Source organism: Cellulomonas sp. HD19AZ1 (genome assembly GCF_004535805.1).
Classification (GTDB): Bacteria; Actinomycetota; Actinomycetes; order Actinomycetales; family Cellulomonadaceae; genus Cellulomonas; species Cellulomonas iranensis.
Genome location: NZ_SPHX01000003.1, coordinates 353,710 through 367,019 on the forward strand (window position 1 = coordinate 353,710; position 13,310 = coordinate 367,019).

13 protein-coding genes are annotated in these 13,310 nt (G+C 76.3%); 9 read left to right on the forward strand and 4 right to left on the reverse strand.

From position 1 onward, the window contains the following. Positions 1-7: 7 nt before the first annotated feature. Positions 8-1,345, reverse strand: a complete 1,338-nt coding sequence (locus tag E4A51_RS07810; RefSeq protein ID WP_070319781.1) for a uracil-xanthine permease family protein — start codon at positions 1,343-1,345, stop codon at positions 8-10. Positions 1,346-1,506: 161 nt separating this feature from the next. On the opposite strand from E4A51_RS07810, the gene E4A51_RS07815 reads away from it, so the two are divergent. Together E4A51_RS07815 and E4A51_RS07820 are read left to right on the forward strand one after the other, a co-directional pair. Beyond that, positions 1,507-1,725, forward strand: coding sequence for a hypothetical protein (locus E4A51_RS07815; protein ID WP_070319780.1), 219 nt, complete (start codon positions 1,507-1,509; stop codon positions 1,723-1,725). A gap of 169 nt (positions 1,726-1,894) precedes the next feature. After that, the gene (locus E4A51_RS07820) at positions 1,895-3,172 is read left to right on the forward strand and encodes a glycosyltransferase 87 family protein (protein ID WP_052748333.1); all 1,278 of its coding nucleotides are present in this window, start codon (positions 1,895-1,897) and stop codon (positions 3,170-3,172) included. Positions 3,173-3,187: 15 nt separating this feature from the next. Here E4A51_RS07820 and E4A51_RS07825 read toward each other — a convergent pair whose 3' ends face one another. Further along, positions 3,188-4,138 (reverse strand): TIGR03560 family F420-dependent LLM class oxidoreductase, encoded by a 951-nt coding sequence (locus E4A51_RS07825; protein WP_134851368.1) that lies wholly within the window; start codon positions 4,136-4,138, stop codon positions 3,188-3,190. 115 nt (positions 4,139-4,253) lie between these two features. On the opposite strand from E4A51_RS07825, the gene E4A51_RS07830 reads away from it, so the two are divergent. Continuing rightward, complete coding sequence (locus E4A51_RS07830; protein ID WP_070319779.1) at positions 4,254-4,946, forward strand: DUF1684 domain-containing protein; 693 nt, start codon at positions 4,254-4,256, stop codon at positions 4,944-4,946. An 11-nt stretch (positions 4,947-4,957) separates the two neighbouring features. Here the strand turns inward: E4A51_RS07830 and E4A51_RS07835 are convergent, their stop codons facing one another. After that, positions 4,958-5,914 (reverse strand): Fpg/Nei family DNA glycosylase, encoded by a 957-nt coding sequence (locus E4A51_RS07835; protein WP_070319797.1) that lies wholly within the window; start codon positions 5,912-5,914, stop codon positions 4,958-4,960. Between the two features lie 79 nt (positions 5,915-5,993). Here E4A51_RS07835 and E4A51_RS07840 point away from each other — a divergent pair, with 79 nt between their 5' ends. The 6 genes from E4A51_RS07840 to E4A51_RS07865 all read left to right on the forward strand — a co-directional run bounded on the left by E4A51_RS07840 (position 5,994) and on the right by E4A51_RS07865 (position 11,735). Continuing rightward, positions 5,994-6,719: a hypothetical protein gene (locus E4A51_RS07840; RefSeq protein ID WP_087510337.1), complete on the forward strand. Its 726-nt coding sequence runs from the start codon at positions 5,994-5,996 to the stop codon at positions 6,717-6,719. Positions 6,720-6,854: 135 nt separating this feature from the next. Beyond that, positions 6,855-7,727 (forward strand): tyrosine-protein phosphatase, encoded by an 873-nt coding sequence (locus E4A51_RS07845; RefSeq protein WP_240696418.1) that lies wholly within the window; start codon positions 6,855-6,857, stop codon positions 7,725-7,727. A gap of 119 nt (positions 7,728-7,846) precedes the next feature. Then, positions 7,847-8,809: an NAD(P)-dependent oxidoreductase gene (locus E4A51_RS07850; RefSeq protein ID WP_233421133.1), complete on the forward strand. Its 963-nt coding sequence runs from the start codon at positions 7,847-7,849 to the stop codon at positions 8,807-8,809. Between the two features lie 318 nt (positions 8,810-9,127). Beyond that, positions 9,128-10,135, forward strand: a complete 1,008-nt coding sequence (locus E4A51_RS07855; RefSeq protein WP_134851371.1) for a methionine ABC transporter ATP-binding protein — start codon at positions 9,128-9,130, stop codon at positions 10,133-10,135. Next, positions 10,135-10,815: a methionine ABC transporter permease gene (locus E4A51_RS07860; protein WP_062102036.1), complete on the forward strand. Its 681-nt coding sequence runs from the start codon at positions 10,135-10,137 to the stop codon at positions 10,813-10,815. The genes E4A51_RS07855 and E4A51_RS07860 overlap by 1 nt, the downstream gene beginning before the upstream one ends. A gap of 74 nt (positions 10,816-10,889) precedes the next feature. Beyond that, the gene (locus E4A51_RS07865; protein WP_134851372.1) at positions 10,890-11,735 is read left to right on the forward strand and encodes a MetQ/NlpA family ABC transporter substrate-binding protein; all 846 of its coding nucleotides are present in this window, start codon (positions 10,890-10,892) and stop codon (positions 11,733-11,735) included. Positions 11,736-12,100: 365 nt separating this feature from the next. Here E4A51_RS07865 and E4A51_RS07870 read toward each other — a convergent pair whose 3' ends face one another. Further along, positions 12,101-13,267, reverse strand: coding sequence for a benzoate/H(+) symporter BenE family transporter (locus tag E4A51_RS07870; RefSeq protein ID WP_206120011.1), 1,167 nt, complete (start codon positions 13,265-13,267; stop codon positions 12,101-12,103). Positions 13,268-13,310: the final 43 nt, after the last annotated feature.

The window sequence follows — 13,310 nt, forward strand, 5'->3', positions numbered from 1 at the left end:
GCGCCCGTCAGTGCGTGATCTCGTCGCCGCCGGGCACCGAGGCCGGCGTCGCGGGCTCCTGGCTCGTCCCCCGCCACCGGGCCACGAGCCGCATGAGGTGGTAGAGCCCGATCGCGGCGGCCGTGCCGAGCGCGATGCCCTCGAACCGCAGGTCACCCGCGGTCCACACGAAGTTCGCGATGCCGATGATGAGCGCGACGGCCGCGGGCATGAGGTTCACGGGCGCGGAGAAGTCGACGCGGTGCTGCACCCAGATGCGGGCGCCGAGCAGGCCGATCATGCCGTACAGCACGGTCGCCGCACCGCCGAGCACGCCCGCGGGGATGGTCGCGACCAGCGCACCGAACTTGGGCGACAGCGACAGCACGAGCGCCGTGGCCGCCGCGACCCAGTAGGCGGCGGTCGAGTACACGCGGGACGCCGCCATGACGCCGATGTTCTCGGCGTACGTCGTCGTGCCCGACCCGCCGCCGGTGCCCGCGAGCGTCGTCGCGAGGCCGTCCGCCATGAGCGCACGGCCCACGTACGGGTCGAGGTCGCGGTTCGTCATCGCCGCGACCGACTTCACGTGCCCGACGTTCTCGGCGACGAGCACCAGCACGACCGGCAGGAACAGGCCCAGCACCGCGACGTCGAACGTCGGGGTGACGAACGGCGGCAGGCCGATCCACGCCGCGTCCCGCACGGGGTCCAGGTCGACCTCGTGGCGCACGAGCGCGACCGCGTAGCCCGCGAGCACCCCGACGAGGATCGAGAGCCGCCCGAGGATCCCGCGGAACAGCACGGTCGCGAGGATGATCGACAGCAGCGTCACCGTCGCCGTCACGGGTGCGGCCCGGAACCCCGAGCACGACCCGCCGTCCTGGCAGCTGCCCCACGCGGCCGGTGCGAGGTTGAAGCCGATGAGCGCGACGATCGTGCCCGTCACCACCGGGGGCATGAGCGCGTCGATCCACCGCGTGCCGGCGACGTGCGCGACCACGCCGACCAGCACGAGCGCGAGCCCGGTGACGAGGATCCCGCCCACCGCGACGGACTGGCCGCCGGCCGCCGTGGCCGCCCCGACCGGCGCGATGAAGGCGAAGCTCGAGCCCAGGTAGCTGGGCAGCTTGTTGCGCGTGAGCAGCAGGAACACCGCCGTGCCGAGCGCCGAGAAGAACAGCGTCGTCTGCGGCGAGAAGCCCGTGAGCAGCGGCACGAGGAACGTCGCGCCGAACATCGCGACGACGTGCTGCATGCCGATGCCGATCGTGCGACCCCACGCCAGGCGCTCGTCGGGCGCCACCACCTCGCCCGGTGCGACGGTGCGCCCGTCGCCGTGCGTCGTCCAGCCCCAGCTGCTCATGCCTCCGCCTCTCGCCGTCACCGCCGACGTGAGGGTAGCGACCCCGCGGACCCGGCGTCCGGGACGACCGTCGCGGCGCGCGGGCGCACGTCGCCGCGCGGCGCGCGACCCCCCGTGGGACGGTGGAGGTCCCGCTGCCGGACCACGGAAGGAGACCGACCATGTCCGTCCCCACGAGCCCTGACGAGCCGCTCGACGACGAGGCCGCGGCGCGCACCGACGGCACGCCGGACCCGGTCGTCGCGACCGCACCGACGGCCGACCCGGCCCCCGACGAGCGCGAGGACGCCGACCCCGCCGAGGCCGCCCCGGGCTTCCCTCCCGCACCCGGCGGCATGCACGGCGCACCGACCACGGTCCCGCCGCACCGCACGGTCTGAGGCGCGCCCCGGCCCGCCGTGCCGCGGCGCGCCGGGGACGGCGCCGCCCCCGCCGGACCGGGCTGGCGCACACGAGCGTCCCGTACCCTGACGCCGCCTCACCCGCCGTCGACACCGGAGGCCCGCCCTGAGCGCACCCGTCGTCCCGACGCGTCTCCGCACACCCCTGGTGTGGCTGGCCTTCGTGCTCGCCCACCTGTGGCTGACGTACCTGGGCACGACGCTGCTCGCGCGCGCGTCGTTCGGCGACGTGGACCTCTACCGGCGCTGGGTCGCGACCGGTCTGACCACCGGGACGTGGCCCGTGCTCGACGGCCCGTGGGTCTACCCGGCGGCCGCGCTGCTGCCGATGCTGGCCGCCGGCGTCGCCGGCGTGACGCCGGACGCGCCCTACGCGCTCGCCTGGTGCGGCCTCGTCACGGCGCTCGACGCGGCCGCCGTCGCGCTGCTGCTCCGGCGCCGCAACGGCCACGTCGCGGCCGTGTGGTGGCTCGCGTTCCTCGTGCTGCTCGGCCCTGTCGCCATCGGCCGGCTCGACGCGGTCGCCGCACCCGTGACGCTCGTCGCGCTGCTGGTCGCGCTGACGCACCCGCGCACCTCGACCGCGCTGCTCACGCTGGGCGCGTGGGTCAAGGTCGCCCCCGGCGCGGCGGTGCTGCCGCTGCTGCTCGCGACCCGACGCCCCTGGCGGCGGGTCGTGCTGCCGGGCGCCGCGGTGTGCGCGCTCGTGGTGGGCACGGTCGCCCTGCTCGGCGGCGGCGACGAGGTCGCGTCGTTCGTGCTCGAGCAGGACGCGCGCGGCCTGCAGCTCGAGGCCGTGGCGGCCACGCCGTGGCTCGTCGCGGGGCTGTTCACGACGCGCGTCGAGCACGTCTTCAACCGCGGCCTGGTCACGTGGGAGATCGACGGCCCCGGCACGCAGGCCACGGCCGACGCGCTCGGCGCGGTGCTCGTGGCGGGCGTGCTGGCCGTGACCGCGCTGCTGTGGTGGTGCCGGCGCCGCGACGGCGCCCGGTTCTGGTCGGACGACGTCCTGCGGGGCGACTTCGTGCTGCGCGGCGCATTCGTCCTGGCGCTCACGCTGATCGTCGCGAACAAGGTCGGCAGCCCGCAGTTCCAGTCGTGGCTCGCACCGCCGGTGGCCGTCGCGCTCGCGCTCGGGCGCCCGTGGTGGCGGCGCACCGCGGTCACGCTGCTGGGCGTCGCCGCCGCGACCCAGTGGGTCTACCCGTGGTGGTACGGCGACGTGGTGTCCGGGTGGCCGCTCGCGACGCTCGTGCTCGCGGCGCGCAACGTGACGCTCGTCGTGCTGCTCGTGGTCGCGGTCGCGCACCTGCTGCGTCCGCCGGGCCACGACCCCCGCGCGTCGGTCCGCGCCGACGCCGCGGCCGCGACGCGCGGCGGTCCGGACGACGCCGTGGTCGCCCGGACCGCCGCCGCGGACTGACGTCCGCGCACGAGGTCAGCGCGGCAGGTGCGGCGCGACCTCGTCGGCCACGAGCTGCAGGTGCTCGAGGTCCGCGAGGTCCAGGACCTGCAGGTACACGCGCTGCACGCCCTGCTCGGCGAGCCACGTGAGCCGCTCGACGGCCTCGCCCGGGGTTCCTGCGATGCCGTGCTCGCGCAGCTCGGGCACCTCGCGCCCGATCGCCGCGGCGCGCCGCGCGAGCTCGGCCTCGTCCCGCCCGACGCACATCACGAGCGCGACGGACTGCACGAGCGTGCCCGGGTCGCGACCGATCTCGACGCACGCCTCGTTGATCCGCGCGATGCGCGCCGGGACGCTCGCGACCTCGGGGAACGACTGGTTGTACTCGGCGGCGAACCGCGCGGCCAGGCCCGGCGTGCGCGTCGGACCGCCGCCGCCGACGATGATCGGCACGCCCGCGCGCGACGCGTCGAGCGGCGAGCGCTGCACGGGCTTCGGCAGCGCCGGCGAGTCCGTCAGCGTGTAGTGCTCGCCCGCGTGGCTGAACGTCTCCCCCACGGGCGTGCCCCACAGGCCCGAGACGATCTCGAGCTGCTCGGTGAGCAGGCCGAACCGCTTCTCGGGGAACGGGATGCCGTACGCGGCGTGCTCGGCCGCGAACCAGCCCGCCCCCAGGCCGAGCTCGACGCGCCCGCCGGACATCTGGTCGACCTGCGCGACCTGGATCGCGAGCACGCCCGGGTACCGGAACGTGGCGGCCGACACCAGCGTGCCGAGCCGGATGCGGCTCGTCTCGCGCGCGAGGCCCGCGAGCGTGGTCCACGCGTCGGTGGGGCCGGGGAGGCCGTCGCCGTCACCCATCACCAGGTAGTGGTCGGAGCGGAAGAAGGCGTCGAAGCCGAGGTCCTCGGTGGCACGCGCGACCGCGAGGAGGTCGTCGTAGCTGGCGCCCTGCTGGGGCTCGGTGAAGATGCGCAGATCCATGCCGTCAGCCTCGCACGCCCCGCCGTCGGGGGCTGCCGTGGCGCGGGCGGGTGAACGGCGTCGGCGCGCGCGCGTTCGAGGTGCGCGAGCGGCCCGCGCTTGCGACGGTGGACACGTGCACGACGCCACGCCCCTGACCGCAGCCCTCGACGTCGCCGACTGGCGTCGTCGCACGTCGCAGACGTACGCGCAGGTCCGCGCGCTCGCGGTCGACGATCCCGCCGGTGCGCACGCGGTGTGGGTGCAGCAGCGCGACGAGCTGTTCGCCTACCACCCGGCGTCGCCGCTGACGGCCGACGCACGGGCCGTCTTCGACGGGCTGGACGTCGCGCCGTACGACCCGGCGTACCGGTTCGAGGTCGAGGTGGAGCGCGCGGGCCAGCAGCGTCTCGACGTCGCGACGGGCACCGACGGCGTCGTCGGGTTCGACCGCATCGGCGTGGTCGAGCTGGGGGACCTCGGGCGGCTGACGCTCTGGTCGGTGCGCGGGTACGCCGGCGGGCTGTTCCTGCCGGTGCGCGACGCGCTCGCCGGCACGGTGACGTACGGCGGGGGCCGCTACGTGCTCGACACCATCAAGGGCGCGGACCTCGGCACCGACCACGTGGGCCGCCTGGTGGTGGACCTGAACTTCGCGTACGCGCCGTCGTGCGCGTACGACCCGGCGTGGGCGTGCCCGCTCGCGACCCGGGCCAACACGCTCGCGGCCGAGGTGCCGGTGGGTGAGCGCACGGCGCCGTACCCCGGGGCGGACGGCCCCGCCGACGGCGGCACGGGCGACGACCCCGTGGCGCGCACCGACGCCTGACGCCGCCGGGCTCAGACCTGGCAGGCGGGGCAGCGGTACAGCTTGCGCGCGGCCATCTCCTCGACGACCACGGGCGTGCCGCACACGCGGCACGGCAGACCGCCGCGCCCGTACACCCAGTGCCGCGCGGTGGGGTCGTGCCGAGCCTGCGCACGGCCGGCCGCGTCGAGGTCCTCGCGCGTGAGCATGACGCCGTCGCGGATGCCGTCGGCGAGCAGCACGGCCCAGTCCCGCCACAGCGCGCGGACAGTGTCGGGCGGCACGCGCCGGCCGGGCGTCCACGGGTCGAGCCGTGCCCGGAACAGCAGCTCGGCGCGGTAGATGTTGCCGATGCCCGCGACGACCGCCTGGTCCATGAGCAGCTGACCGACCGGCACGTTCCGGCGGGTCACGCGCTCGACGACCACGTCACCGGCGGCGTCGAGGTCCTCGACCTCCTGCGGGTCGGGGCCGAGCCGGGCGCGCACGAGCGCGGCCTCGTCGGCGGTGAGCACCTCGCACGCGGACGGCCCGCGCAGGTCCGCGACGACCGACCCCGAGTCGAGCCGGACGCGCACCTGACCCAGCGGGGGCGGCGGCCACTCCAGGCCGTCGTCGGCGGCGTGCTCGGTCTCGTCCTCGCCCATGCGCAGGCGGCGGGTCGAGGGCTGGGCGTCCATCGCGGCGCCGGGGCGCACGCGCGGCGCGCCCAGGCTGCCGCGCACGCGCTCGCCGTCGCCGAGCGGGCTGACGTCGCCGTAGAGGTCCCACGCGCCGTACAGGCCGAGGTGGACGCGCAGCACGTCGTCGTCGCCGAACGCGCAGAACAGCTGCTTGCCGACGGCCGACGCGCGCGTCATGGTGCGGCCGTCGAGCCGGGCCGCACCGGCGGCGAAGCGGCCCTGGGGGGACGAGACGGCGAGCGGCCGCCCGACGAGGTCGAGCGTGAGCTGGCGGGCGACGCGGTGGACGGTATGACCCTCGGGCACGGCGCCCACCCTACGAGGGGGCGCCGACACGGGCGCCCGTCGTCCCTTCGTTCCGTGGCGTCGTGACCGATGGGGAGGCGTGTCGTCGCACCGCGCCCCGGTCGCGGCGGCCCACGGGTCGACGGACGACGCCGGCGCCGTGACGGCCGTCGCCCTGGGCGGGCGCGCCCTGACCGTGCTGACGGGCGTGGGGCTGGTGCTCGGCGCGGGCGTCGGCGGCGTCCTCGAGCCCCTGGTGGTGTGGGCCGACGCCGTGCTGGTCCCCCTGCCGTGGCTGCGCGACCTGCTGCTGGGTGCGCCGGCCGCGCCCGAGGTGGGGGTCGTCGCGGTGCTCGGCGGCGCCGCCGGGGTGTGGTGCTGGGAGCGCTGGCGGCAGGACGTCGGGGTCGTCGAGGTGTCGGCCGACGGCATCGGCGTGGCGCGGCACGGCCACGAGCGGTTCGTGCCGCGCGCCGCGGTCGAGCACGTGCACGCCGACGGCGACGACCTCGTGGTGCTGGGGTGCGGCGGCCGGCAGCTGCTGCGCTGCCCCGCCGACGCGCTGCTGCGCCGCACGGGTGCCGCGCTGCGCGCCGCGGGGTACCCGTGGTCCGACGACGGCGACCCGTACGCCGGTGAGTGGCGGCGCTGGGTGCAGGGCCGGCCCGGCACGCCGCACGGCGCCGACGCGCTGCTCGTGCGGCGCCGCACGGCCCTCGGCGACGAGGACCCCGCGACGGCCGACGCGCTCGCGTCCGAGCTCGGCACGCTGGGCGTCGCCGTGCGCGACCGGCGCGACCGCCAGGAGGTCCGCCGCACGGGCTGACGCCCGCGGCCGGCTCTCCCCTCGAGACCGACCACCGGTCACCTCGCCCCCCGTGGTGACCGGTGGTCCTCGTGCGTCGTCGGCGACCGGCGGTTCCGCGGGTCGGCCCGGGACGACGTGTGCCAGGCTCGGGGCGTGGACGACGACGCGACGCTGCCCCCGCACCCGCCCACGACGCCGACCGGCGAGCCCGCGCCCGCACCGGGCGCCCGCACCGCGACCGACCCGCACGTCGTCGCGTCGGACGTGCTCGCGAACCTGCGCGACGTCGGCGGCCGGCGCACCGCCGACGGCCGCACCGTGCGCCGGGGCGTCGCGCTCCGCTCGGCCGAGCTGCGCGCGCCGGCCATCGCGGCCGACCCCGCGATCGCGGCGCTGGGCGTGCGGACCGTCGTCGACCTGCGCACCGCCGCCGAGCGCGCGGCCGCGCCCGACGTGCTGCCGGCCGGGGCGCGCGGCGTCCACGCCGACGTGCTCACGCAGGACCCGCAGGCACCGGCGGCCGACCTCACGGAGCTCATGGCGCACCCGCAGCGGCTCGAGCAGGCCCTCGCGGCGCTCGACCCGGCGGCGCGCATGCGCGAGACCTACGTCGACCTGGTCGTCGGCGACGCCGCCCGCGCGGGCTGGGCGACGCTGCTGCGCCACGTGCTCGACCCGGCGGCGGGCCCGGTGCTGTACCACTGCACGGCCGGCAAGGACCGCACGGGCTGGGCGACGACCGTGCTGCTGCTCGCCGCGGGCGTCGACCTCGACGGCGTGCGCGCGGAGTACCTGGCGGTGAACCCGACGGTCCGGGCGATGTACGGGCCGCTGCTGCACCGGTTCGCCGACGCGGGCGGCGACCCCGCGCTGCTCGTGCCGCTGCTGGAGGTCCGCGCCGAGTACCTCGACACCGCGCTCGACGCGATGGCGGACCGGTTCGGGTCGTTCGACGGGTACCTGACCCACGGGCTCGGGCTGGCCGACGACGAGGTCACGGCGCTGCGCGCGGCGCTCGTCGACTGACGTCGCGGGGGCGTCCGCGGGGTCGGCCACGGGGTCGCCCACGAGGAGCACCCGCGCGGGTGACGCACGCGACGGCGGACGGACATACGCAGGCAACCCGGACACGGTTGGATGTGTCCGTGCTGACCTGGACGTTCCCCACCACCGAGCTGCGCCTGATGTTCGGGGCCCCGCCGCGCGGCGCCCGCACGGGCCTGTGGGACCCGACCGCCGACGACGGACCGGCGGGCCTCACGCTCGACGACGTGCACGCGGCGCTCGTGCCGGGCACGCCCGACCCCCGCGTGCTCGAGCGGGTCGCACAGGCGCCGCACCTGCGGTTCGTGCAGCTCGCGGGTGCGTGGCACGGCGGGCTCGCGGGCGTCCTGCCGACGGGTGTGACGGTGGCCGACGCGCGAGGCGTCCACGCCGACGGCGCGGCGGAGCTCGCGGTCGGGCTCGCGCTCGCGCAGCTGCGCGGCATCGACGACGCGGCGCGCCGGATGACCGTGCAGCATTGGTCGCCCGCACCGGGCCGGGTCGGGTCGCTCACGGGCAGCCGGGTGCTCGTGGTCGGCGCCGGCGCGGTCGGCACGGAGGTCGTCGCGCGGCTGCGCGCGTTCCGCGCGTCGGTGACGGTCGTGGCGCGCACGGCGCGCGAGACGCTCGACGGCCGCGTGCACGGGGTCGACGAGCTGCCGCACCTGCTGCCGCGCGCGGACGTCGTGGTGCTCGCGGTGCCGCTCACCGACGCGACGACGCACCTGGTCGACGAGGACTTCCTCGCGGCGATGCACGACGACGCGCTGCTCGTGAACGTCGCGCACGGGCGCGTGGTCGACACCGACGCGCTGGTCGACGAGCTCGGGTCCGGCCGGCTGCGGGCCGCGCTCGACGTCACGGACCCGTCGCCGCTGCCGCCCGACCACCTGCTGTGGCGGGCGCCGAACGCGCTGGTCACGCCGGAGGTGGGGCGGCGCACGCCGCTGACGGCGGCGCGGCTGACGGAGCTCGCGCGGCGCCAGCTCACCGCGCTCCTGGCGGAGCGCCCGCTGGAGAACGTCGTCGCCGGTCCGCCGGTGATCCCGCTGCTGGACCTGTGAGACCGCCGTCGCAGACGTCCGACGGGATCTGACACGCCGTCTCGACATGTGGTCCCACATGTCGAGACGGTGCGCGGGCGCGTCCGCGCCGCGTGCTTGCATGACCGGCATGGCACACATCGACACGCACGCGCCGCGACCGGCCCACGCCGTCGCCGCCTGCATGTGCCGTGCCCGAATGTGTCGCTGACGGCGACCCCGCGCGCCCCTCGCGCGCTCCCCTGACCCGCTGCCGCTCGTCCGCGCCCCGGGTCGTCCCCCGCCCGCCGCACCGGCACCCTGCGTGCCCCGCCCGCGGCACCACCTCGAAGGACCCCCGTGATCGAGCTGACCGGTCTCCGCAAGGTCTACGCGTCGCCCGACGGTGACGTCGTCGCCCTCGACGGCATCGACCTGCACGTCGAGCGCGGCACCGTGCACGGCATCGTCGGCCGCTCGGGCGCCGGCAAGTCGACGCTCATCCGCTGCCTCACGGGCCTCGAGCGCCCCACGTCCGGCACGGTCCGGGTCGACGGCGTGACGATCTCCGACCTCGCCGAGAACAAGCTGCGCGCGGCCCGCCGCCGCACCGGCATGGTCTTCCAGCACGTCAACCTGCTCGACTCGCGCACGATCGCCGCGAACGTCGCGTACCCGCTCGAGGTCGCCGGGGTCCGCCGCCATGAGCGCGCCGCCCGGGTCGCCGAGCTGCTCGACCTCGTCGGCCTCGGCGACCGCGCGGGCGCCTACCCCGCACAGCTGTCCGGCGGGCAGAAGCAGCGCGTCGGCATCGCCCGCGCGCTGGCCACCGAGCCCGGCGTGCTGCTGTGCGACGAGCCCACGTCGGCGCTCGACGGGGAGACCACGCGCCAGATCCTCGGCCTCGTGCGCGACCTGCGCGACCGGCTCGGCATCACGGTCGTCGTCATCACGCACGAGCCCGCCGTGGTCCGCGACGTGTGCGACCACGTGACGCTGCTCGAGCACGGCCGGGTCGTGCAGACCGGTGCGCTCGCGCAGGTCGTCACGGCCGTCGGCTCGCCGCTGTCCCGCGCGCTGGTGCCCGTGCCCGACCTGCCGCCCGGCGACCGGCGCGCGCTCGTCGAGGCCGTGTTCTCGACCGACGCCGTGCCGACCAGCGTCGCGTTCGCCGCGGTCGCCGCGCTGGGCGACGACGTCGAGGTCGCGTCCGCCACGGTCGAGCCGCTCGGCGGCGTCCGGGTCGGCCGGCTCATCGTCGACGCCCCGACGGGGCGCGTGCCGGAGGTCGTCGAGCGGCTGCGCGCCGCCGGGCTCGACCCGCTCGCCGTGCCGACCACCACCGACGCCGGGCAGGAGGTGGCGTGATGGGCGACCTGTGGATCGAGCTCACGACCAACCGCGTCATCCAGCAGAAGCTCCCCGAGGCGACCGTCGAGACGCTCCAGATGGTGGGGCTGTCGGCGCTCGTCGTGCTCGTCGTCGGGCTGCCGCTGGGGCTGCTGCTGCGCTCGCTCGCGTCCGACGGGCTCACGCCGAACCGGACGGCGTCGGCCGTGCTCGGGTTCGTCGTCAACACGCTGCGCGCGCTGCCCTTCATCATCCTGGCCGTCGCCGTGATCCCCGTGACCCGGGCGATCGTCGGCACGAGCCTCGGGTGGGAGGCCGCGGTCGTGCCGCTCAGCCTCGGGACCATCCCGTTCTTCGCGCGGCTCGTCGAGACCGCGGTGCGCGACGTCGCCCCCGGCAAGGTCGAGGCCGCGCGCGTCATGGGCTCGACGACGCCGAAGATCCTCGGCGCGGTGCTGGTGCGCGAGGCGCTGCCCGCGATCGTCTCCGGGTTCACCGTCACCGTGATCGCGCTCATCGGGTACTCCGCGATGGTCGGCGCGATCGGCGCCGGCGGCCTCGGGTTCCTCGCGATCACCTACGGGTTCCAGCGGTTCGACCCGACCGTCCTGTACACGTCCGTCGTCGTCATCGTCGTGCTGGTCACCGTGGTCCAGCTCGTCGGCGACGCCGTCGCCCGCCGCCTGGACCACAGGTGAGCACGCCCCGCCGCGACCGCGGCCCCCGCACGTCGTCCCCGACCGGGGGACGGACCCTGAGAGGAACACCCGCGATGAAGAGAATCGTCCGCACCGCAGCCGTCCTGTCCGCAGCGGCCCTGGTGATGACGGGCTGCGCGGGTGGCGACGACCCGGACGCCGGCGCGTCCGCGGGCTCGACCGACGCGTCGGGCACCACGACCCTCGTGGTCGGCGCGAGCCCCGTGCCGCACGCCGAGATCCTGCAGTTCGTGCAGGACGAGCTCGCTGCCGACGCGGGTCTCGACCTCGACATCCGCGAGTTCACGGATTACGTGCTGCCGAACACGGCGCTCGCCGAGGGCGAGCTCGACGCCAACTACTTCCAGCACCTGCCGTACTTCACGGCGCAGGTCGAGGAGAACGGCTTCGACTTCGACCACTTCGACGGTGTGCACATCGAGCCGTACGGCGTGTACTCGAAGAAGGTCGAGTCGGTCGACGACATCCCCGACGGCGGCGTCGTCGGCATCACGAACGACCCGGGCAACCAGTCGCGCGCGCTCGACCTGCTGGTGAAGGGCGGTCTCATCACGCTCGAGGAGACCGACGGCGACGCGACCCTGCTCGACATCAAGGACAACCCGAAGAACCTCGAGTTCGTCGAGACCGCGCCCGAGCAGCTCGTGGTCTCGCTGCAGGACGTGGACGCCGCGATCATCAACGGGAACTACGCGCTCGAGGCGGGCCTGAACCCCGCGAAGGACTCGATCCTGCTGGAGTCGGGCGAGGACAACCCGTACGCGAACTTCCTCGCGGTGCGCTCGGAGGACAAGTCGAACCCCGCGCTCGTGAAGCTCGACGGCCTGCTGCACTCCGACGAGGTTCGTGCGTTCATCGAGAAGCGCTGGCCGGACGGCGAGGTCGTCGCGGCGTTCTGACGCACGGCACCCGACGGGCCGGGCACCCTCACCGAGGGCGCCCGGCCCGTCGTCGTCCGCGGCCGTCGCACCACCCACCGGCCCACCCCATCCGCCGAACGCGGGGTTCTGCCGGTTCCCGGCCGCCACCACCGGCACAACCCCGCACTCGCCACCGGACGCCCGCGGCGGTCGACGAACCGCCCACCCGCCGCCCACCGGCCCACCCGATCCGCCGAACGCGGGGTTCTGCCGGTTCTCGGCCACGACCAGCGGCACAACCCCGCACTCGCCGGGGGCGTAGTCGGCGGCGTGGTGACCGGTGACGGGTGACCGTCGGTGGGCGACCGACGGCAGGTGGGGGCTCAGGTCGCCGGCGGGCGGGGTCAGGTGCGGGACGGCACCGGCGCCGCGACGCGCGGACGCAGCCAGCGCCACGCGACCAGGCCCGCGACGAGCCCCCAGAACGCCGAGCCGACCCCCGCGATCGTGACCGAGCTGGCCGCGAGCAGGAACGTCACCAGCGCGGGCACCCGCCGGTCGGCGTCCGCCGCGGCGACCGCGAGCGCCGAGCCCAGCGCGGGCAGCAGCGCGAGGCCCGCGACGGCCTCGACGAGCCCGGCCGGGGCGGCGGCGACGAGCGCCGTGAGCGTCGGGGCGAGCGCCGCGAGCACCAGGTAGCACACGCCGGCCGTGCGGGACGCGACCCACCGCCGCGCGGGGTCGGGGTGCGCGTCGGGCGAGGCGGGCAGCGCCGCCGTGATGGCCGCGAGGTTCACGGCGTGCCCGCCGGCCGCGGCACCCGCGACGGTCCCGGCACCCGTGACCAGCAGCGACGCGCGCCACGGGACGGCGTACCCCGCGGACGCGACGACGGCCGCACCGGGCACGTTCTGCGAGGCCATCGTCACGAGGTAGAGGGGCACGGCGATCCCGACGAGCGCGCCCGGCGTGAAGGAGGGCGCCGTGAGCTCGACGAGCGGTGCCACGAGCGCGGGCGGGTGGCCGGCACGCGTCGTGACGACGACGGCCACGACGAGCGCCGCCGCGAACGCCGCGGGCGCCGCCCAGCGGGGCGCGACGCGCAGCAGCACGAGCCACAGCAGCACGACGGGCCCCACCAGCAGGGGCGCCGCGACGAGCCCCCGCACGGGTGCGAGGCACAGCGTGAGCAGGACGCCCGCGAGCATGGCCTGCGCGAGCGGTGCGGGGACGGCGGCGACGAGCCGCCCGAGCGGCCGCCACAGCGCCGTGAGCACCAGGAGCCCGCCGCACACGACGAACGCGCCGACCGCGGCGGGCCACCCGCCGGCCACGGTGCCGGTCGCGACGAGCAGCGCGGCGCCGGGCGTGGACCAGGCGGCGGTCAGCGGCGTGCGGTACCGCTGCGACAGCACGACGGTCGCGAGGCCCTGCACGGCGCACAGCGCGACGAGCCCCGACGTGGCCTGGCGCGGGTCGGCGCCGACGGCGCGCAGCCCGGCGAGGACGACGGCGAACGAGCTCGTGAACCCGACGAGGGCCGTGACGAGTCCCACGAGGTGCGGCTGCATGCGTTCCACGAACAGAACGGTAGCCCACGTGTTCCGTCGACGG